The organism is Gardnerella sp. KA01000 (assembly GCF_049244035.1).
Lineage (GTDB): Bacteria > Actinomycetota > Actinomycetes > Actinomycetales > Bifidobacteriaceae > Bifidobacterium > Bifidobacterium leopoldii.
Genome location: NZ_CP058367.1, coordinates 63,634 through 86,433, shown reverse-complemented (window position 1 = coordinate 86,433; position 22,800 = coordinate 63,634). Strand labels below are relative to the sequence as shown.

General features: G+C 45.7%; 14 protein-coding genes, 1 tRNA gene and 3 rRNA genes. 2 read left to right on the top strand and 16 right to left on the bottom strand.

Annotated elements, in window-relative coordinates:
* Positions 1-302 precede the first annotated feature (302 nt).
* From rrf to HXT58_RS00320, 4 genes are all read right to left on the bottom strand, one after another.
* Positions 303-419: ribosomal RNA gene (rrf, locus tag HXT58_RS00335) — 5S ribosomal RNA — on the bottom strand.
* A 179-nt stretch (positions 420-598) separates the two neighbouring features.
* Positions 599-3,660, bottom strand: a 23S ribosomal RNA gene (locus tag HXT58_RS00330).
* 375 nt (positions 3,661-4,035) lie between these two features.
* Positions 4,036-5,562, bottom strand: a 16S ribosomal RNA gene (locus HXT58_RS00325).
* Together the 16S, 23S and 5S rRNA genes form the textbook arrangement of a ribosomal RNA operon.
* 192 nt (positions 5,563-5,754) lie before the next feature.
* Positions 5,755-5,901 carry a hypothetical protein gene (locus HXT58_RS00320; RefSeq protein WP_415706068.1) on the bottom strand — a complete coding sequence of 49 codons (147 nt, stop codon included), beginning with the start codon at positions 5,899-5,901 and terminating at the stop codon, positions 5,755-5,757.
* Positions 5,902-6,301: 400 nt separating this feature from the next.
* On the opposite strand from HXT58_RS00320, the gene HXT58_RS00315 reads away from it, so the two are divergent.
* On the top strand, positions 6,302-7,072 hold the full coding sequence (locus HXT58_RS00315; protein WP_101885799.1) for an SIR2 family NAD-dependent protein deacylase: 771 nt from the start codon (positions 6,302-6,304) through the stop codon (positions 7,070-7,072).
* 25 nt (positions 7,073-7,097) lie between these two features.
* Here the strand turns inward: HXT58_RS00315 and HXT58_RS00310 are convergent, their stop codons facing one another.
* The 12 genes from HXT58_RS00310 to tgt form a co-directional block, all read right to left on the bottom strand.
* Positions 7,098-9,029 carry an alpha-glucosidase gene (locus HXT58_RS00310; protein ID WP_415706066.1) on the bottom strand — a complete coding sequence of 644 codons (1,932 nt, stop codon included), beginning with the start codon at positions 9,027-9,029 and terminating at the stop codon, positions 7,098-7,100.
* Positions 9,030-9,243: 214 nt separating this feature from the next.
* Entirely contained in the window at positions 9,244-10,212 is a 969-nt protein-coding gene (locus tag HXT58_RS00305; protein ID WP_004119821.1) for a ketopantoate reductase family protein, read from the bottom strand.
* 242 nt (positions 10,213-10,454) lie between these two features.
* Positions 10,455-11,501, bottom strand: a complete 1,047-nt coding sequence (locus HXT58_RS00300; protein WP_004106193.1) for a ribokinase — start codon at positions 11,499-11,501, stop codon at positions 10,455-10,457.
* Positions 11,502-11,547: 46 nt separating this feature from the next.
* Positions 11,548-11,943, bottom strand: a complete 396-nt coding sequence (gene rbsD / locus HXT58_RS00295; RefSeq protein ID WP_101885802.1) for a D-ribose pyranase — start codon at positions 11,941-11,943, stop codon at positions 11,548-11,550.
* Positions 11,944-12,236: 293 nt separating this feature from the next.
* A complete protein-coding gene (locus HXT58_RS00290) occupies positions 12,237-13,175 on the bottom strand; it encodes a D-ribose ABC transporter substrate-binding protein (RefSeq protein WP_004119817.1) in 939 nt (312 codons plus the stop codon).
* A 264-nt stretch (positions 13,176-13,439) separates the two neighbouring features.
* Entirely contained in the window at positions 13,440-14,441 is a 1,002-nt protein-coding gene (locus HXT58_RS00285; RefSeq protein ID WP_004106187.1) for an ABC transporter permease, read from the bottom strand.
* Positions 14,442-14,612: 171 nt separating this feature from the next.
* Positions 14,613-16,106, bottom strand: a complete 1,494-nt coding sequence (locus tag HXT58_RS00280; protein ID WP_415706064.1) for a sugar ABC transporter ATP-binding protein — start codon at positions 16,104-16,106, stop codon at positions 14,613-14,615.
* A 216-nt stretch (positions 16,107-16,322) separates the two neighbouring features.
* A complete protein-coding gene (locus HXT58_RS00275; RefSeq protein WP_004106183.1) occupies positions 16,323-17,333 on the bottom strand; it encodes a LacI family DNA-binding transcriptional regulator in 1,011 nt (336 codons plus the stop codon).
* A gap of 390 nt (positions 17,334-17,723) precedes the next feature.
* On the bottom strand, positions 17,724-18,179 hold the full coding sequence (locus HXT58_RS00270; protein ID WP_254596776.1) for a nucleoside deaminase: 456 nt from the start codon (positions 18,177-18,179) through the stop codon (positions 17,724-17,726).
* A gap of 80 nt (positions 18,180-18,259) precedes the next feature.
* Positions 18,260-19,030 carry an alpha/beta hydrolase gene (locus HXT58_RS00265; protein ID WP_410294551.1) on the bottom strand — a complete coding sequence of 257 codons (771 nt, stop codon included), beginning with the start codon at positions 19,028-19,030 and terminating at the stop codon, positions 18,260-18,262.
* A gap of 176 nt (positions 19,031-19,206) precedes the next feature.
* Positions 19,207-19,289 (bottom strand) — tRNA-Leu (locus tag HXT58_RS00260).
* 75 nt (positions 19,290-19,364) lie between these two features.
* Positions 19,365-20,690: a tRNA guanosine(34) transglycosylase Tgt gene (gene tgt, locus HXT58_RS00255; RefSeq protein WP_004106178.1), complete on the bottom strand. Its 1,326-nt coding sequence runs from the start codon at positions 20,688-20,690 to the stop codon at positions 19,365-19,367.
* Positions 20,691-20,875: 185 nt separating this feature from the next.
* On the opposite strand from tgt, the gene HXT58_RS00250 reads away from it, so the two are divergent.
* Positions 20,876-22,669: a S1C family serine protease gene (locus tag HXT58_RS00250; RefSeq protein ID WP_415706061.1), complete on the top strand. Its 1,794-nt coding sequence runs from the start codon at positions 20,876-20,878 to the stop codon at positions 22,667-22,669.
* Positions 22,670-22,800: the final 131 nt, after the last annotated feature.

Below are 22,800 nucleotides of genomic sequence, written 5' to 3'. Positions count from 1 at the left end.
TGTTGCGCTCCATTTGTGAGAACACTCTCTCACGTTTGGAGGGTTAACCCTCGCTCTACGCTCCATTTGCGAGACGACACTCGCACTATACGTGCTCGCTACGAAACTCGCGTTGGAAGTCCAGTGGACTTCCAACTTAAGCGAGTTTCCGCTCCGAATTGCCTTCGCGCGCTAAATCGCAGCGCTCAGACAGGTCGTCGCGCCCCCGTTTGAAGGATTACAGATAACAGTATACGAAAACGAAAGAACAGTATGCGAGTATGAAAAAAGCGGGGAGTAAAAAACTCCCCGCTAGAAAAATAATGCGGCAGCGTGCTAGTCTCCCACACCCTATCGAGTGCAGTACCCTCGCCGTGTCAGGCCTTAGCTTCCGGGTTCGGAATGGGACCGGGCGTCTCACCTGAGCCATGACCACCGCAAAACTAGATTATACACTCAAAACCATTGAGTGGCAACACGTGGCGGTTAGGGAACCGGACATGAACGCGCGTAAAAACTCTTTTATCAACTGATCGTTAAGCAAAACATTCAGTACTCATTAACGCTAGAAGAATAATACTCATAAGGAACTCACCCTCCCCACTAGTAAAAGTGAGGAAGAATGTCACCATCGCCCGTTAGTACTAGTCAGCTCCACCCCTTACAGGGCTTCCACATCTAGCCTATCAACCACGTGTTCTACATGGGGGCTCACACACTAAAGTGCAAGGAATGCTTATCTTGGAGCAGGCTTCCCGCTTAGATGCTTTCAGCGGTTATCCCTTCCGAACGTAGCTAACCGGCAGCGCCACTGGCGTGACGACCGGCATACCAGAGGTTCGTCCACCCAGGTCCTCTCGTACTATGGGCAGGTCTCCTCAACATTCCAACGAGCGCAGAGGATAGAGACCAAACTGTCTCACGACGTTCTGAACCCAGCTCGCGTGCCGCTTTAATCGGCGAACAGCCGAACCCTTGGGACCTGCTCCAGCCCCAGGATGCGACGAGCCGACATCGAGGTGCCAAACCATCCCGTCGATATGGACTCTTGGGAATGATCAGCCTGTTATCCCCGGGGTACCTTTTATCCGTTGAGCGATGCCACGTCCGTACGCCGGCACCGGATCACTATCTCCGACTTTCGTCCCTGCTCGACCCGTCAGTCTCACAGTCAAGCCCGCTTGTGCGATTACACTCAACACCCGATTGCCAACCGGGCTGAGCGGACCATTGAGCGCCTCCGTTACTCTTTAGGAGGCAACCGCCCCAGTTAAACTACCCGCCAGGCACTGTCCCTGACACGGATAACGCGTCGAGGTTAGACGCCAGATATGGAAAGAGCGGTATTTCACCTGTCGACTCCACGCAAGCTAGCGCCCACGCTTCACAGCCTCCCGCCTATGCTACACGATCCACACCTAACGACAATACCAAGGTATAGTAAAGGTCCCGGGGTCTTTTCGTCCTTCTGCGCTTAACGAGCATCTTTACTCGTACTGCAATTTCGCCGGGCTCCTGGCCGAGACAGTGGGGAAGTCGTTACGCCATTCGTGCAGGTCGGAACTTACCCGACAAGGAATTTCGCTACCTTAGGATGGTTATAGTTACCACCGCCGTTTACCGGGGCTTAAATTCACCGCTTCACCGAAGCTAACGGATCCTCTTAACCTTCCGGCACCGGGCAGGCGTCAGAGCGTATACAGCGGCTTACGCCTTCGCACGCTCCTGTGTTTTTGGTAAACAGTCGCTACCCCCTAGCTTGTGCCACCCCCAACAGCTCAACAATGTAAAACCATATCACCATCAGGGGTCTCCCTTATGCCGAAGGCACGGGAGTAATTTGCCGAGTTCCTTGGCCAGGATTCGCCCGATCGCTTCGGTATACTCTACCAGACCACCAGTGTCGGTTTAGGGTACGAGCGGAATCACACCTCACGTTGAAGCTTTTCTTGGCAAGCAGGATCACCGGAATCAGCCTTACAGCCTACCCATCACGCCTCAGCTTAACATCCCCCGGATTTACCTAGGAGACAGCCCACACGCTTAGCCACGGAAAACCACCTCCGCAGCCGGCTACCTACCCGCGTCACTCCCACGCTAACCTACTACCGATACAGTCCCAACACAAACCTATCAACAACCCCGAAAGGCAATCAACAAGAAAATGAAGGTTAGTACTCTCAGATTCAGTTCGAACGGTGTAACACCGGTACGGGAATATCAACCCGTTCATCCATTCGACTACGCCTGTCGGCCTCGCCTTAGGACTCGACTCACCCGGGGACGACGAACGTGGCCCCGGAACCCTTAGTCATTCAGCGGACGGGATTCACACCCGTCTCTCGCTACTCATGTCTGCATTCTCACTCCTGTAAAGTCCACGACAAGTTCACACTGCCGCTTCACCCCATACAGGACGCTCTCCTACCCCGCATGAACAAAATTCATGCAGCCGCGTCTTCGGTGGCGTGCTTAAGCCCCGCTACATTGTCGGCGCGGAACCACTAGACCAGTGAGCTGTTACGCACTCTTTCAAGGATGGCTGCTTCTGAGCCAACCTCCTGGCTGTCTATGCGACTCCACATCCTTTCCCACTTAGCACGCGCTTCGGGACCTTAGACGACGATCAGGGCTGTTTCCCTTTTGACGACGGAGCTTATCCCCCGCCGACTCACTGCCGTGATAAACCTAACAGGTATTCGGAGTTTGGCTGCTATTGGTACCCGGTATGGGCCCGCAAGCATCCAGTAGCTCTACCCCCTGTAAGCAATAACACGACGCTGCACCTAAATGCATTTCGGAGAGAACCAGCTATCACGGAATTTGATTGGCCTTTCACCCCTAACCCCAAGTCATCCCCCCAGTTTTCAACCTAGGTGGGTTCGGTCCTCCACACGGTCTTACCCGCGCTTCAACCTGCTCAGGGCTAGATCATCCCGCTTCGGGTCCAGGACATGCGACTCAAACGCCTTTTAAAACTCGCTTTCGCTACGGCTCCCCCACCCGGGTTAGCCTCGCCACATACCACTGACTCGCAGACTCATTTTTCGATAGGCACGCCGTCACCCCACAAAGAAGGCTCCGACGGATTGTAAGCGCACGGTTTCAGGAACTATTTCACTCCCCTCCCGGGGTGCTTTTCACCTTTCCCTCACGGTACTAGTACACTATCGGTCAGACAGGAATACTTAGGCTTACCCAACGGTCTGGGCAGATTCACGCGGGATTCCACGAGTCCCGCGCTACTTGGGAATAAACATAAAGAGACATCGCACGACAAGCTACGGGGCCATCACCCTCTACGGCTGGGAATTCAATCCCATTCACCTAGCACGACATTTTATCACTCTCCTCAACCCCGTCAGAGGCTGAACAGTCCATCCCACGACCCCGAATGCGCAACACCTGACGGCTATCACACGCACCCGGTTTAGCCTGATCCGCTTTCGCTCGCCACTACTCACGGAGTATCCTTTCCTGCAGGTACTGAGATGTTTCACTTCCCTGCGTACCCCCCACAAAAACTGTGGTGACCACTCATAACAGTGGCCGGGTCTCCCCATTCGGAAATCCTCGGATCAAAGCCCACTCGGCAGCTCCCCGAGGCATATCGCAGCCCGTCACGTCCTTCATCGGTCCTGTCTACCAAGGCATCCACCATACGCCCTTACCAGTGACAAACACTAAAGTAAGAACCCATCAGCAAAATTCTCTAGACAAAAAATCATCACACTAAACGATCACAAAACGATCAAGCGACTCCAACAAAAGGAGCCGGTTGAAATTGATAAAAGCAAAAAAATCGAAACCAAAAAAGTCTCGCATTTTACTCGCGTCCACTATCCAGTTCTCAAACCACCACAACACCACAAAACCAGCATCAACACTCAAAAAGCATCAACCTGAAATCCTGTGAGTCAAGGACCGCAACCCCAAAACAAGGGGGGTGGCAATCCGGGAACCCAAAAGCATGCCCAACAAACTCATATAAAACGTTAACCACTGTTTTCCACACCAGTAACCACACTCAACCGAGCGTGCACAAAAACTCCGTAGAAAGGAGGTGATCCAGCCGCACCTTCCGGTACGGCTACCTTGTTACGACTTAGTCCCAATCACGAGCCTCACCTTAGACGGCTCCATCCCAAAAGGGTTAGGCCACCGGCTTCGGGTGCTGCCCACTTTCATGACTTGACGGGCGGTGTGTACAAGGCCCGGGAACGCATTCACCGCGACGTTGCTGATTCGCGATTACTAGCGACTCCGCCTTCACGTAGTCGAGTTGCAGACTACGATCCGAACTGAGACCGGTTTTAAGGGATCCGCTCCATGTCACCATGTCGCATCCCGTTGTACCGGCCATTGTAGCATGCGTGAAGCCCTGGACGTAAGGGGCATGATGATCTGACGTCATCCCCACCTTCCTCCGAGTTAACCCCGGCGGTCCCCCGTGAGTTCCCGGCATAACCCGCTGGCAACACAGGGCGAGGGTTGCGCTCGTTGCGGGACTTAACCCAACATCTCACGACACGAGCTGACGACGACCATGCACCACCTGTGAACCTGCCCCGAAGGGAAACCACATCTCTGCAGTCGACAGGCACATGTCAAGCCCAGGTAAGGTTCTTCGCGTTGCATCGAATTAATCCGCATGCTCCGCCGCTTGTGCGGGCCCCCGTCAATTTCTTTGAGTTTTAGCCTTGCGGCCGTACTCCCCAGGCGGGACGCTTAACGCGTTAGCTCCGACACGGAACCCGTGGAATGGGCCCCACATCCAGCGTCCACCGTTTACGGCGTGGACTACCAGGGTATCTAATCCTGTTCGCTCCCCACGCTTTCGCTTCTCAGCGTCAGTAACAGCCCAGAGACCTGCCTTCGCCATTGGTGTTCTTCCCGATATCTACACATTCCACCGTTACACCGGGAATTCCAGTCTCCCCTACTGCACTCTAGCCCGCCCGTACCCGGCGCAGACCCACCGTTAAGCGATGGGCTTTCACACCAGACGCGACGAACCGCCTACAAGCTCTTTACGCCCAATAATTCCGGATAACGCTTGCGCCCTACGTATTACCGCGGCTGCTGGCACGTAGTTAGCCGGCGCTTATTCGAAAGGTACACTCACCCGAAGGCTTGCTCCCAATCAAAAGCGGTTTACAACCCGAAGGCCTTCATCCCGCACGCGGCGTCGCTGCGTCAGGGTTTCCCCCATTGCGCAATATTCCCCACTGCTGCCTCCCGTAGGAGTCTGGGCCGTATCTCAGTCCCAATGTGGCCGTCCGCCCTCTCAGGCCGGCTACCCGTCGAAGCCTAGGTGGGCCATTACCCCGCCTACAAGCTGATAGGACGCGACCCCATCCCATGCCACTAAACACTTTCCCAACAAGACATGCGTCAAGTTGGAGCATCCAGCATTACCACCCGTTTCCAAGAGCTATTCTGGAGCATGGGGCAGGTTGGTCACGCATTACTCACCCGTTCGCCACTCTCACCAGTCAGCAAGCTGACTAGATCCCGTTCGACTTGCATGTGTTAAGCACGCCGCCAGCGTTCATCCTGAGCCAGAATCGAACCCTCCACGAAAAACTTCAATGAAGAGCCAACAAAAGGCTCCAATATTAAAAAGAAAAAGACGAGACATTCTTTAAGGAAAGAACATCCCAACAAAAAACCTCACCACCATTTAACCATCTCTCAGGCACCCTGCAATCTGCAAGGCAGGCAATGAACTGGCAATAATTAACTAATAAGTAGTACAGACACGCTCTTGAGTTCTCAAACCACCACCACACCAGCCGGCCCATCAACCTCAACCGAGGAGAACCAGCCGCGCTGAGCAGCAAGAGATAAACTTACACCAACCCACGCTAAAACGCAAACCCACCAAAAATAAACACCCCAAAACCATTGAAAACAAGCCAAAACACCGGCGTGTCGAAAACCACGCAAAAAACACCAAAAACCTACACAAAGCCAGGAACAATAATCAAAAATAGCCCCAAAAACCTCAAAATCGGGAGTGTCGCGCACCCACACATTAAGAAAAACAACAACAAATACGCAATTAATACGGAATCAACGCGAAAAATACACAATAAAAGCAGAAAAAGATGAGATATACGATTAGATAACACAAAAATATATGAGTGCGATATATGGAATACATACGAAATAAGAAATACCTATATAAATAGATACTTATTAAATAAACTTTTATAAAGAATACAAAGCACATAAAAACACAAAAAGCATAAAGCATATAAAGAAAAGAAGAAAAAGAATAGGATATTAACAGACATTAATAAAAAGAAGGATCAGAAGAATGGGCAACAAGCAATCGAACAGCAAACGCCATATTGTTGTACTAACCGGAGCAGGAATCTCCACAAGTGCTGGCATTCCTGATTTTCGCGGACCAGATGGCGTATGGACTAAGCACCCAGAGCAAATGAGTGTTTACGATATAGACGCGTTTTTAAGCAGCGAAGAAGAACGCATTTACTCTTGGCGCTGGCAAAAAGAGTCACCTGTTTGGAACGCTCAGCCAGGAACAGCACACAAGGCACTTGTAAAACTTGAGAAAGCTGGAATGCTAGATTTAATAGCCACCCAAAACTTTGACGCACTTCACGAAAAAGCTGGCAATAGCCCAGATATTATAGTGAATTTGCACGGAAGCATTGGAACCTCACACTGCATGAGCTGCCACGCGAGCTATAAAACTGCCGATATTATGCGCGACTTAGACGAGCATCCAGATCCGCATTGCAGACGCGCTCTGCCGTACCGCAGCAATATGCCTTGCAACGGTTTAATCAAAACAGACGTTGTATATTTTGGCGAGGCACTTCCTGAAGGAGCAATGGAACGAAGCGCGCAAGCAATAGTTAAAGCGGACGAGCTGTGGGTTATTGGTTCCACGCTAGAAGTATTTCCAGCTGCTTCTCTCGTACCGCTAGCCGCGCGTGCAGGAGTGCCTATTACGATAATGAACCTGGGCTCTACACAATACGACTATTTGGCAGAGCGTATTATTCGCGAAGATATTGCGAAAGCTCTGCCAAAATTAGTAGACGAAACTATTGCAAAGTGACTATTGCAAAGTAACGCTATTAAAACTATTGCAAAGTAACAGCTATACCTTCCCAAGGCGCAAGCGTACCGTTTTTAAGCGATGTAAGCGCGTGATTCACGTCGTAAGTTGTAACCATTACGTCACGCCCCACAAAAGCGTTAGAGGCGCGATTTTGCAATAATTGCGCGCTCTGCGTAGGTATAGGCACGGTTGAATCAGTCATATTAATCATTACGAGCATGCGTTCTGTAGATTCCGCATTAGATTTCGCAGAATTTGCAGCAGATTCCGCAGCAGTCTCTGCAGAGTCATCCTGCTTTTCGCAATCAGATTTAAGCTCGCGCACGAAAGCGTACACGCACTCGTCATCCGCATCGACCAAATTCCAAGAGCCAGCAGAAACAATCGGCTCCGAATGGCGCAAAGCAATTAAATACTTATAGAAAGCGTAAACGGAATCTGAATCTTCCATCTGCTCAGCTGCATTAATGTCTACGTAGTTAGGATTCACACTAATCCACGGCTCTGCGTTATTTTGCGACGTAACATTAAAAGGCATGAATCCCGCGTATTTAGAAGCATTCCACTGCATCGGAGTTCGAGAATTGTCGCGCCCGCGCTTTGCGAGCGCATCCATCATCGACTCAGCCGGCTGAATATGCGCTTCTTCTACGCGCTGCTTAAACATATTCAACGCTTCCAAATCGCGATACTGCTCGAGACGCGTAAAGTGCGCGTTAGTCATGCCTATTTCCTCACCTTGGTACACGTAAGGTGTGCCGCGATGCATGTGAAGAAGCATTGCAATCGCCTTAGCGGAACGAACTCGCATCTCGTCGCTAGCCTCACTACCCCAGCGAGAAAGCGCACGCGGCTGATCGTGATTATTAAAGAACAAGCTCGCCCAGCCAGCATCCGCTACCGCTTGCTGTTGCTCTGCCATCACGCGCTTTAATTCCGTAAGCTTTAGCGGCACAGGATTCCACTTAGTTCCGTTTTCGCAATCGATATCCACGTGATTGAACAGGAATAACATGTCGAGTTCACTGTGAGTAGGATCAGTAATATAAGTATTACGGTGCGGAGAAATTCCCGGAGCTTCACCAACAGTTAAGAAACCTTCGCGCCCTTCGAAAACTTCTGCACGCATCTCACGTAAGAATTCGTCTAAACGAGGACCATCCGAGCAGAACGGGAACGGCGAAGAATAGCCGTCAGCACCAGCTGGAAAATCTTCAATCTGGCAGCCAACTTCCCCAGGCAAACGACCTTCAGAATCAACATGCTTGGAAATTTGCGTAATCACATCCATGCGGAAGCCGTCAATTCCGCGATCCATCCACCAACTCATCATCTTGTACACGGCAGCGCGAACCGCAGGATTTTCCCAATTCAAATCTGGCTGCTTTGGAGAATACTGGTGAAGGAAGTATTCTCCGCGCTTCGGATCGTAAGTCCACGCGGAACCGCCGAAATACGAACCCCACTTATTCGGCTCCGCACCCGGCTCACCAGGCACACAACCTTCACGCGCAGGCCTCCACCAATACCAATCAGCGTAATCACTAGAAGCATCTCTTGAAGCCTGGAACCAAGCATGCTCGTCAGAAGTGTGATTTACTACTAAATCCATCACAACTTTAAGCCCACGCTTGTGCGCGCCAGCCAAAAGTTCGTCCATATCTTCCAAAGTGCCAAAAAGCGGATCAATATCTTGATAGTCAGAAATATCGTAACCGTTATCGTCTTGCGGAGACTTGTAAACAGGGCTGAGCCAAAGCACGTCAACACCTAAATCAGCCAAATAGTCAAGGCGCGAAGTGATTCCCTTCAAATCACCAATGCCGTCACCGTTCGTGTCTTGGAAGCTTCGCGGATAAATCTGATACACTACTGCATTCGCCCACCAAGGGTTTGGAGTAGCGCCGTTCGTGCGCACGGATTCTGGCAAGTTTGCTCTGTCAAAAGTAGTCATTTAATCCCCATTAATTTACATTGATAAGTATTTTTATTGCAGTTTTATTTATTACAAATAATTCTATTTACTTAATAATATTTATGATTTTAGACTCTAAATTTTATCAGCATATTAGATGTTACGCGCGGATCATAAAAAGCGGCCCGCAGTAAAAATTGCGAGCCGCTCCTCCTTCTCATTCATTGCAAGAGCTATAGGGATACTCTCTAAATTATTGCTGATTATGAAGCTTGAACGCGAGTTCTGCCAAATGAACTCCGTGCGTTAAGAATTCGTGAGTACGGCAAACGTAATCATTTTCGCGACCGAGCTTTGCTATGTAACCATTAATGTAATCGACTTCAGTCTTTCGTCCGCGACTCATATCTTGGTACATAGAAGGATAGTGCAAAGGATTTGCAACACGACTTACGTAATCGATAGCCTCCAACTCCTGCTGACGCGTATTAACCATACGAATTCCTGCACGATCGCACACGTCGTACGCTTCGTTAATAAGCTGTCGAGCCATATCCATAGCCCCAGGGTACGAAATAAACTGGCCCATTTGAATCTGATACATTGTGCACAAAGTGTTAACTACGGAATTGAAAACTACCTTCGCCATGCACGTACCCTTGAAATCTTCCGTAATAGTAGGATTCAAGCCTGCAGCTTTAAAGTCGTCTCGCATAGCAAGCTCAACATCGCTCACCTGCTCGTTCAACGCACACATATTCATTGTTCCAACGCCAACTTTACCAATAAAATCAACGTCGCCCGGACCGTTCAAAACGGTTGCAATCATGGCAGTTCCGCCGTAAATATGATCATCCGGGAAATATTGCTGCAACTTTTCGAAATGACCCCAGCCATTCATAGCAGCAAACACAACCTGATGCTCTTTAAACAAATGCTTACAACGCTCCAACATTTCCGCAAGCTGCATTTGCTTCATAAACACGATCCACACGTCTGGATCGCCGTCATAATCTTCAGGCGTATACATATTAATCGGCACCAAATGACGGTTTTCATGGTCGCGGCTCACCATTACGCCGCCTTGCTCGCGAACTTTATTCACATTTTCATCCCAGGCATCAATGAAATCAACATGAATGCCAGCCGTTTCCTGCAACAAAACGCCATAGCGATATCCCATAGCTCCCGAACCGATCATTGCATATTTCATGCCACTCATAGTGACACCTCCTTTTAGATAAAAATGTGCTTAGGCGAAATTCGTGCATACATGGAAATTCGTCAAAGCGACTGTAAATATAGTAAAAAGCAGTAAGGCTGATTGTAGTGACTAAAATCAGCCAACTGCTTTTTGGTTTTTATAGCATATTACACAGTTTTAGAAGAATGTCAAAATTCTGTACATCGGCAAGGCGCGAACGTCAACTGAATATACTTACAATTTATGCATGCATCACCTACTTACAAGTGAAAAAATTGACGAATTTGAGCAACTGTACCGTAAGAAGCTTGTGCACCAAATCCAGTAGCAGCATATGCAGCTACATAAGAAGCGAGTGACGCCGCATCAACCAACCGCATATCCACAGACAAACACGCAAGCACAGTACCCATAAAAGCATCGCCACAACCCGTAGTATCAACGGCATTGACATGCTGAGCCATAATTCGATGCACCGAATTATCAGCATAATCCAAAACCATAGACCCACGTGAGCCAAGTGTTACTATTGCCTCATTAAAGCCAAACTCATGCATTGCATGAAGCGTATGCTTCCAATCAAATGAATCCCAATCACCACTATCTGGTTCTGAAATATGCAATAGCTGTGCCATTTCATGCTCATTGACCAGTAAGATATCTGCAGATCGTATAAGATCTCGCGGTAATGTATCCAAAAAAGGCGAATTATTAAGCAAAACTTTTACGCCATGCTCATGTGCTAAGCGAGCGCACATCGTAACCGATTCTAATGGACTTTCCAAGCAAAGCCCTAATACTTTTGCATTAGTAATAGCAGCTTGCACAGATGACGACTGAATATAATCAATATCAACTTGCGAGTTAGATCCAGGCGCATAAACAATAGTATTTTCGCCACTTTGCGCATCCACTGTAATCACTGTTGCGCCACTGTTGCAATTGGGTACATGACGTACATACGTCGTATCAACACCAGATTCTCGCAAAGCACCAGTAAGAAAATCAGCATTAGCATCATTACCTACAGCACCGAACATACATACGTGCGCACCAAGCTTTGCAGCAGATACTGCCTGATTACCTGACTTACCTCCAGGCAGTATTCGTATTTCGTCACCTTTAATGGTCTCACCAGGCATAGGAAGACGATTAGCAACAATAGTATAATCCGCATTCATAGAACCAACTATCGCTACAGTAGGCATCTTCATATTTCGTAATGCAGGCAATGTCTCATGTTGCAAAGCCACGTTAACAGGCTGAATGACTTTAATCTTTTCTAAACTCTCCAACGAGTCAAGCATATGATAACTACACATAATTCTCCCTAAATATTGCGCAAAACAAAGCTTAGAATGGAACACCACAACGCAGCAACACGTTAGAATACGGAGTAGTCTCACCCGTTCGAATCACGAATTTAGCTTGCGAAACAAGAGCCTTAAATCCTTGTTCGCCATCATGAGGCACATAAGTCAATGGCACACCAAGCAAATCCTTGACCCATGTTTCTGGAACATCATCACAAGCTTCTTCCGCCATAATACCAGACTCAAGAACAAGATCGTCCTTTATTGATGCAAGCACATCAGGAAATCGCGGTATTCCAAAAACCAAGGCTAAATCAATAACTTCTACGCCCGCTGGGACAGGCAAGCCACAGTCAGAAACAACAAATTGATCCTTATGCCTCAATTTTGCAATAGCAGCTGCTAATTGTGCGTTCAAAATACCATGAGTTAACATAATTCACCCCATATCGTGGCTCATGAAAGTGACATCAACAATGATCATCACCTTTATAATAAATGCGCCACCACGAACATATATGATAAAAATCTTATTAAGAAAACAATGGCGTTGAGAACGCTAAATCATACGGTATTAATAAATTTTACTGTTACAATTATTTTCACGAAAGCATCATGAATGCTCTCAGCGCCATATAAATTTTGCATTAGCTATATTAATCCATAAAACTACTCAACATAAACTTTAATGTTTATACACAGAATTACATAGTTTTATGCAAATATGTATTACTCAAAATCACCCACATTCTTTACTGTCACTGTTTTCACAGTAATTGGCTCAGTCTTTGGAACACTTTGCCCTTTAATAGCTTTTACAGCAGCAGCAACGGCAGAACGACCAAGTTCCTTTGGCTGCTGAGCAATTGTTCCAGCCATTGTGCCGGCTTTAATAGCTTTCATACCGTCAGCAGTGCCATCGAAACCTACTACTTTAATTTCTTTACCAGCTTTAGCTCCTAATGCTTGAATGGCACCTAATGCCATCTCGTCGTTTTCGGCGTAAATGCCGGTTGCATTCGGATGCGATTGCAACAAATTAGTAGCCACATTTAATGCTTCAGCACGGTCAAAGTTAGCAGTTTGTTCTGCTACAACTTTAATATTTGAATATTTTTTAATACGATCTTTGAATCCTTTGCCACGGTCGCGAGTAGAAGCCGCTCCAGGAATACCTTGCAAAACCAAAACTTCACCCTTTTCGCCCATACTATTAGCTAGCGTGTCAGCAGCCTGAGCACCACCAGCAACGTTATCGGAAGCAATATGCGAAGTAACTTTTTCACCAGTTACAGAACGGTCAACAGAAATCACAGGCAAGTTCGCGCTTAGCAACGGGGCAACTGCAGGACCAGCAGCATCAGAATCTACAGGGTTAATAATAACAGCTTTTGCACCTTGTGATTGAGCATTCTGCGCTTGATCCTGCTGCTTTGCAGAATCATTCTGAGCGTCGGAAACTTGCAAATCAACACCAAGTTTCTTTGCTTCAGCTTGGGCACCATCACGTAAATCCACAAAGAACGGATTATTCAAAGTAGAAACTAGCAATGCGACTTTATCGCCACCATTAGTACTACCACATGCACTCATGCTGACAATAAGTGCAGATGCTGCTGCAACCGCGCAAGCAATCTTTACGCCTCGACGCATAATTGGATAATTCATCATATCTCCTTTGATTATTGCCCTGTGCTACCGCAAGTTTTTAGTTCGATAAATCCACAATGTTGCAGTGACATAAGGCTGATGTTTCACCATCTCTTTACCTTATTGTTACGTAGTTTTGAGTTATAAAGTTCAGTTATAATATTCCAAATCGTTTCAATTCTTGCTGAAAATATTGATTACTCGCCACTTACGAATCAACATTTGCAAGATTCACCTCCTTCCTACGAGAAGATCAAGTTTATAAAAAGTATTAATTTGCTGTCAGTGCGTATCTTCCTTGCGGCGCAAAGTGTCAAGGCTCACAGCAAAGGCAATAACCAAACCAATAACTACTTGCTGCCAGAAGGAGGAAACATTCAAAATATTCAAGCCATTACGAATTACAGCCAGCAAAATTGCTCCTACGAAAGTGCCAGAAATCTTACCTTTACCGCCTGAAAGCGAAGCACCACCGATAACAACAGAAGCAATAGCATCCATTTCATAGCCAGTGGCGGCCTGAGGCTGAGCGGAATGTAAACGACCGGCAATAACTAAACCAGCGATGGCAGCGAAAATACCGGAAAAAATAAACACCATAATTTGTGTTTTATGAATATTGATACCAGAAAGGCGAGAGGCCTCCATATTTCCACCAACAGCATACATAGAACGACCAGTAGTGGTGAAGTTCAGTATTACTGCAGCAATAACACCCATGATAATCATCATCACGATTGGCATTGGAATACCTAATATGTTGGCACCAAAGAAATTCACCATGCCAGAGGTAGAAATAGGACGACCGTCTGAAACAACAAGGGTAAGTCCACGCGCAACAGACATCATTGCCAATGTAGCAATAAACGATGGTAACTTAAGAAAAGCGTTCGCAACACCTGAAATAAGACCAAAAAGCGCACCGGTTACTATACCTACAACAACAGTTAACACTGGCGGCAACCCCATAGAAACGCCTGTATACGCAACCAACATGCTAGAAATTGCAGCCACCGCACCTACTGACAAATCAATACCAGCGGACACGATGACAAAGGTTTGACCGAATGCCAAAATAGCAACTGTCGCAGCTTGAATACCCACATTGAGAATATTCACACTTGTCAAAAATGCTGGCGTGGCGCACGAAAGCGCAGCACACAAGATAATCAAGCCGATAAGAGCGCCATTACGTGACGCAAACTTTTTCGCTGCAGGCAAAAATCCTTTATCAACTGCACCGTATCCCAAATGCTCAGATTTTGCACTACTCGTAGCAGCCATAATTTATACTCCTTTAACAAATTTTGCTATAACTCACTGCACTGCTGTGTGCAATAAATTGTTGTATGCAAGTTTTACGTTTGATTGGTAACTTTAATTTTTAAGATTTCAATATGGCTCATGTATCAGTTTCATATTGAAAGCAGTAAGGTTTTACTCATTCCTGTATGCTCAAATACCAGATGTATTAAGGTGAGTCACTGCAAGCTCCATCACACTTTCCTGCGTAGCCTCGCTTGCAGCTAATTCACCGCTGATTCTGCCGTTCGACATCACCAATACGCGATCTGACATGCCAAGCACTTCAGGCAAATCTGAGGATGCCATCAGCACAGCACCTCCATTTTCTACGATATTGTTAATCAACTCGTAAATTTCTACACGAGCACCAACATCAACACCACGAGTAGGCTCATCCAGCAATAGCACTTTCACGTTCGCCATAGACCATTTGCCGAACACGATTTTTTGTTGATTACCGCCAGATAGCGAACCAGCGAGTTGATCAATGTTTGCCATACGAATACGCAATTTTTTTGCAGTTTCTTCTTCGCGAGTACGCTGCCCTTTCAAATCCGCAAATCCTACATGTGCTGTAGGAACTAATGTAGAAATTCCCAAATTTTCTGCAACAGATGCTTCAAGAATCAACCCTTGTACTCGACGATCTTCTGGGACTAAACCAAGACCAGCTGCGATGCTTCCTGCAATATTCGCTTTCGCAATAGATTTACCATCAACAGTTATTGAACCTGAATCATAACTATCTGCACCAAATATTGCACGAAGAACTTCGGTACGACCAGCACCTACCAAACCTGCAAGACCCACAACTTCGCCAGCATGAACGCTGAAGGATACATTTTCTAACGTACCTTTTCGCGTTAAGCCTTCTACTTTTAGCAGCTCTTTGCCTTGACTACGTTTGCCATGAGGGAATTGATTTGTAATATCACGACCTACCATGAGTTTTACAAGTTCCTTCTCAGGAACTTGCGCATCAACAGTATCGACGTATTTGCCATCGCGAAGTACAGTTACAACATCACCAATACGCGCAATTTCATCTAAATGATGAGAAATAAACACCATTCCAACATTTTTGGATTTTAAATCTTCCATAATGTTAAATAACTGTTCACATTCTGGTTTTGTTAGAGCAGCTGTTGGTTCATCAAGAATAAGGATAGATGCATGTTGCATAAGTGCTTTGGCTATTTCTACCATTTGTTGACGAGCTACACCAAGTTGTCCCATTGGCTTATTGACATCTTCATCTAAACCGATAACTTGCAATGCAGATTCCGCACGAGCACGCATCGTCGCCCGACTAACAAAACCAGCTTTCGTAGGAAGCATACCAAGGAACAAATTTTCCATAATAGAAAGTTCTGGCACCAAATTTAACTCTTGGTGAATCACAGCAATGCCCAATTTGCGAGCAGTATCCACATTAGGAATTCGCACTGTTTCACCATTGATCTCAATATGACCTTTATCTGGCTGATAAATGCCACTCATCATCTTAATAACTGTTGACTTGCCCGCACCATTTTCACCAAGGAGAACATGCACTTCACCTGGTTTTACTGTTACAGACACATTGTCAACTACCGTAGAATTACCGAATATTTTCGATACTCCTACTAGCGATAGTTCCGTCATGTCCTACCTCTTTCTTCGCTACAGCACCACTGCTGCCACGAAAATGCAATAAATTACGCTACATTACGCTTGTACTTTGGATGAGAATTATGCCGCAATGTGCATGCAAAAACGTAACAACAACGGTACGCTCAGGCGATTGCTGCACACGCTTACAAAGTCACGGTACAAAAATCAATAACAATAGTGTCAAGCTATAGAATAACAGCCTTACAGCTACGCATTTCCTAACGATTCACGCGGAATATACATAGTTTCTACTCGCTGCGATTGAACATCAACATTATGTTCTAACATATCCAAAAAAAGTGCAGCACTAGTACGACCAATGCGCTGAACTTGTTGCGAAATAGTAGAAATACGCGGCGTTGCTAAGCGGAATATTTCAACATCATCAAACGAGATAAGTGAAATATCACTGCCTATCACTAATCCTTCACGAGCCATTACATCCATCACTCGCAACGCATCTGGCGAATAGCCGATAATAAGCGCTTTTACACCAACGCTAATCATGCGATGCAACACGCTAGCACATGAGGATTGTTCAAATCCCGTAGATTCTACAAATACATGTTCTTCGCCAAATATCTCCGAAGCCACTGTACGAAATACTTGTTCACGTTCTTGCAGTGACGGTGAAGCGATAATTGGACCCGACACGTAGCCAACTGAGCAAAAACCATGTTGTTTAACATCCAATAATGCGTCACGAATACCTTGCTCTGGATCCGAATCCACAACTGGCACATGCGTTAAATCGCCAGTCCGAGGTTCCACATGTCGATCCATAAACATAAGTGGAAGATGCTGCTCCATCAACATTCTCATAGCATCAGTTTCCTCACCTTGAGGCACAATAATCGCACCATCAATGCGTTGAGAAAGAATACTTGTAATGAATGAATCTTGACGAGCTGCACTCTCAGAAGATGTTCCAATAAACGCACAATAGCCGGCATCAAACAACGAGTCTTGCACAGTATACGCAAGCTCAGCAAAATACGCATTGCGTATATCTGGCACAAGTAACCCCACTGTCTTAGTACGAGATGACCGCATCGCCTGAGCGCGAGAATCTGGTATATAACCTAGTTCCGCAACTGCACGCTCAACTTTCGCCTTAGTGTTTGCCGATATACGACCCGTATTATTCAATGCGCGAGAAACAGTTGATACTGATATACCAGCACGTTGCGCAACATCGCGAATCGTAATGTACGACATGACACCTCCAGCTCATCTCTTATGCTCAACCAGTGTTAACAATTTTGCACTGTTATCGATATGTTTTGATTTTAGCTTGTACTCCATGTTTTATACTACGTTTTTCCATATACTCCTCTCGTCGGAGAAAAACAGCACTATGCAACCATGCATAAGAGCCTCTGTGTAATCTTATTCTCAACGAGCAGCTTCATCAGCGCTGAATAGAATCCGCAAATTGAGATAACGTTCCCACAATTGTCGGTTTCTTCAACTTACCTCATGCGGTAACGTTACCGCAACTATAACATTTTGTTAGAATGAACACAAGGGGAACACGCTAAAAATTACTTTTCATGCACTGCGCTATCTTGAATTAAATGCAACATTAAAAAATAATGCAACACTTATCTAACGTTGATGCGCAAAAAAGTTTCGCAAGAGCCTAGCACACTCAGATTCGCATACTGAACCAATGACTTCCGGGCGTGAGCCAACATGAGGATCTCGTAAAATATCCCACGCAGACCCACACGCACCAAGTTTGGCATCCCACGCCCCGAAAATCACGCGTTTAAGACGCGTTTGCAGCACAGCCCCAGCACACATAGGGCAAGGTTCAAGAGTTACTACCAGAGTACAGTCAGATAGATTCCAAGATTTACGCGAGATAGCAGCATCTTTCATAGCAAGCACTTCAGCATGAGCCAAAGGATCAGCACTCTGTTCCCGCATATTTGCGCCTTTGCCAATAATATTACCGCCACCATCAAGCACAACTGCTCCAACTGGAACTTCGCCTGCAGAAGCAGACTCTCGAGCCAAATTCAAGGCTTGATTCATTGCAAATACTATCTCATCGCGCATATTCGTGAAATCACTTTACAGATTAATTTACAGATTAAGAAAAAACAAAATCGAATAAATTTACATAAATCTAAGTAAATTTACATAAGCCCAGAAGAAATATCGTGAGTTACGAACCACTTGCGAATATCGCCAATTTCGTTCATATCAACAGCGTGATCCAACCCGCGATAACGACGTTCTTCAAGCCAAGTGTGCTCCTCAAGCCACGCTGCAGCAGCCGAGAATTCGTAAGGAGGAATCACGCCATCCTCTAATCCGTAGCCGAAAAATACAGGAGTATTACGCTCAGCTAAATCGTCATCTTTTAAAGCAATTTCAGATGCAGAAGCAGGAACATTAGGAGCTATGAATCCGGAAAGCGAAACGGCTGCACGGTAACGCGCAGGATTCAAACGCAAAACATGCACTGCGAGCGCAGCTCCTTGCGAAAAACCAAATGGCACAATGTCGCGATTTGCTGGAATATTTTCACGCACCCACTCGTCGATTGAGACAGTAGCAGCATACATGTCGTAATCTAAATCTTCTCGCTGCGGCACAGCATCGTGGAACCAACTGTAAGCACCTTCTGCCAGCTTAAGCGGAGCGCGTAAAGCAATTGCATCATTATATGGTGCCACTACTCGCAACAAATCCAATAAATCTTCCTCATTAGAGCCCCAACCGTGAAGAAGCAGAAGCAGCGGATGCGTTGGATGAGCTGAAGCATCCCCTTGCGAATACTGTGCATTTGTAACTTTTAAAGGCTCACCAAAATGACCAGGCACAACATGCGATTCACGACCGATATGAGATTCGTAAGAATTGTTATTTGCATTATTGGTATTTAGTTCATCGTTAGCGTTCATTACATCACCGTCGCTTGTAATAAATAGAAGTTTGTACAATACTCGAGAAGTTTGTACAACATTTGCACTTTTTGCACCGCAGTTGCAATATAGTTGCTTTATATTTGCACTATACTTGCACAAAAGGCCAGAATCGTAAGAGGCAAAACCCTTGCAATTCCAGCCTTTTTGACGAGTGCGAACGGCGGGACTTGAACCCGCACGAGCATACGCTCACTGCCACCTGAAGACAGCGCGTCTACCATTCCGCCACGTTCGCATACAAAGTGCAAGGCTATCATATTTAACATAAATTCGCAATATTTAGCCTAGCATTTTGCGCTCAAAACTACTCTCAGCCTTTTGCACCTTTTTCGTAATAATGAGCAAGAGTTTCATCGCGAAACTCTTCAAAATATCCGCCGTCAATAGAAGCTCGAATATCGTCGAGCAGCTTCACAAAGAAACGCTCGTTGTGAATAGTTGCAAGCGTAAATCCGTTCATTTCACTAGCGCGCAGCAAATGATCCACATACATTCTGGAATAATGCGTACAAGTGTAGCAATCGCAGCCTTCTTCAAGCGGACGCTGATCATGCTTAAACTCAGCACGTTTTACGTTGTAGCGACCATGTCGAGTAAAAATTGCGCCGTTCCTTCCGCAACGAGCAGGAGCAACACAGTCGAAAGTATCTCCACCATTCTCAACACACGCAAAAATATCGTCAACTGCGGCAATACCAAGCACGTGACGAGGTCGATTTTCCGGCATAGCATCGCAAATCCATGCGCAAGTATCACCAATAATCCGCTTCTCAATAGCGCCGCCGATTCCAACTCCATCAAAATCTAAAGAAGCAATTTCTTCAGCTGCATGCCTACGCAAATCCTCATAATTCGCGCCCTGCACAACGCCGTATAACGCTTGATAAGGCTTACCAACACGCTCTTGCGTTAAACGCTGATGCTCAGCAACACAACGCTTAGCCCAGCGGAACGTGCGCTCCACCGACTCCTCCTGGTAGCGACGCGTATTCATCAAAGTAGTAAGCTCATCGAAAGCAAACATAATATCCGCACCCAGCTTATGCTGGATTCCCATAGAAATTTCAGCACTAAAACGGTGCTTAGCTCCGTTAAGAGGAGACTTAAAAGTTACGCCATCCTCGTCAACAAAAGCCATGCGCTCCTTACCAGCTGCAATAACATCATCCGACTTCATGCCGGTAACGTCCATTGCAAGAGTCTTCTTAAAACCAGCACCTAAAGAAAGAACCTGAAAACCGCCAGAATCCGTAAAGGTTGGCTTATCCCAGTTCATAAACTTTCCCAATCCGCCAGCTTCGTCAAGAACATCCGCGCCAGGACGTTCGTACAAATGAAAAGCGTTTGAAAGCATGCACTGAGCACCCAAATCCTTAATGCTTTCTGGCAACACTGCCTTCATTGCAGCTTGCGTTGCAACAGGTACAAATGCTGGGGTCTGAATATCCCCATGAGGCGTGTGAATTACGCCGGTGCGCCCATAGCGAGCGCCGTCACGACCTTTACCTTCAGCAGTATTGGAAAGTCGCGTTTTAGTTGTAAACGAAAATTCTTTGCGGTCACCAGGTTTCCCTGGCTCAGCTCCGCGTGGATGTTCAAGAAGACTTGTCATAGCATTTACTTTATTAGAAGGCATGACGAGTATAAATAAAAAACACGCACAATTTATATTTTTATGTGGCAATATCCAAATTAATTTGCAAAATTTATGAAATTTACAAGGCAAATTATTTAAAAAATTATAAAAAAACATACTATCTCTTACATAGATAATGGCATGGTTTATTATGGTGTGTTAAGAGTCTTTTGTAAGGAGGATGAATGGCTGACGATATGTATGGTGCAAATCAGCAGGAATCCAATGAAACTGCAAATAATGGATATTACGAGCAGCAGGAACAGCCGACGCAACCAGTACAACCAACGCAAACAACGCAACCAGCACAAACATATAGCCCAGCTCCTGAATTCGGAGCTTACGGCCCAACAAATAACGAAAATGAAGTTGGTACAAACACTACACAGTATCCAGCTAACAATTACGCCGTAAACCAAAATAACGATGCGGATAATACAAATATCAACAATGCTCCTACGCAATACATTGGATCACAAAATTACTACGGAAACAATAATTTTAACGGCTTCGGGAATCCGTATAATTACGGCACAGGCAATAATTCCTACCCAAATAATGAAGTTGGCAATCAAACACCAGCGCAACAGAATTTTAACAATAATGCAAGTAACGAAGAAAATGAAAATATAGCAAAAACAAGCATTATTAGCACAAATACAGCAAATACAAACGACACAAACGAAAAAGGTAACAAAAGAAAAACAAAAAGCTCTTCGTCAACTGCTTTTGTTGCCATTTTATCCTCCGCAATTTCTGCAATAGTTTGCGTAGTTGTAGTCTTATTTGTAATCTCGCAAGGTCTTATTTCAATTCCACAAAGCGGCTCTTTCGCAAACATCGGCTCTCATTCTTCTGGCCCTGGGACCGCAGTAGTTAAAGGTGGTCAATCTCCAGATTGGCAAGGAGTTGCAAAAAATGTTTCCGGAGCCGTTGTTTCTATACAAACTCGTTTAGAGAAAGGCATGGGGAAAGGTTCTGGAGCAATCATTGATTCAAAAGGTTATGTTGTAACAAACAATCACGTAATTTCTGATGCAAAAGAAATTCAAGTAACCCTTTCTAATGGTCAAATTTATTCAGCTACATTAGTCGGAGCAGATAAAACTACTGATTTGGCAGTACTTAAATTAGACAATTCACCAAATAATTTAAAGACAGTCCAATTTGCAGATTCTAATCTACTTTCCGTTGGTGAACCGGTTATGGCAATCGGAAATCCGCTTGGATATGACGATACAGCTACCACAGGCATTGTTTCGGCTTTGAATCGTCCAGTATCAGTTATGGACGACCAAAGCCGCTCTGAAATTGTAACTAATGCAGTACAAATTGATGCAGCTATTAATCCAGGAAATTCAGGCGGTCCAACTTTTAACGCTGCCGGAAAAGTCATAGGTATTAATTCTTCTATTGCAGCAACATCAGCTCAAGGGGAAACTACAGGATCAATCGGCATCGGCTTTGCAATTCCAGCAAATTTGGTGAAACGAGTAGTTACAGAAATTATTAAAAACGGTTCTGTAAAACACGTAGCACTGGGAATCATGATTAAAAGCACAGCAGTTGAGTCCGAAGGAATTACTCGCGGAGGAGCTCAAATTGTTTCTGTCAATCAAGGAAGCCCTGCTGAAAAAGCCGGACTCAAAGCCAATGACACTATTGTTGCCTTTGACGATAAGCCTGTATCCAATAATTACGCACTCCTCGGGTATGTGAGAGCAACAGCGTTCAATCAAAAAGCTACGCTCACAATAGTTCGTAACGGCAACACACTTAAGTTGCAAGTTACATTCAACCAAGAAGAAGCTGCTGTTAATGGCACAAATAAGCAAGAAAAGAAATTAAAGAAAAACCAAAAAAAGCCTAGTAAAAAACGCGGCAGTAAGTCGGACGATGACGACGATGACGATTTACAACAACGTGGAGATGACGATGGTGACGATGGTGGAATATTTGATCCATTCGGTTTCTGGTAAATAAAACCGCATGTTTTACTATTAAAAAGTAAAGCATTGTAATAAAAATGCCCCTAAATAAGTTACTTAACTTACGCAGGGGCATTTTCATAATGTAATTAAATATATTTAAATGTTTATATAAATGCGCT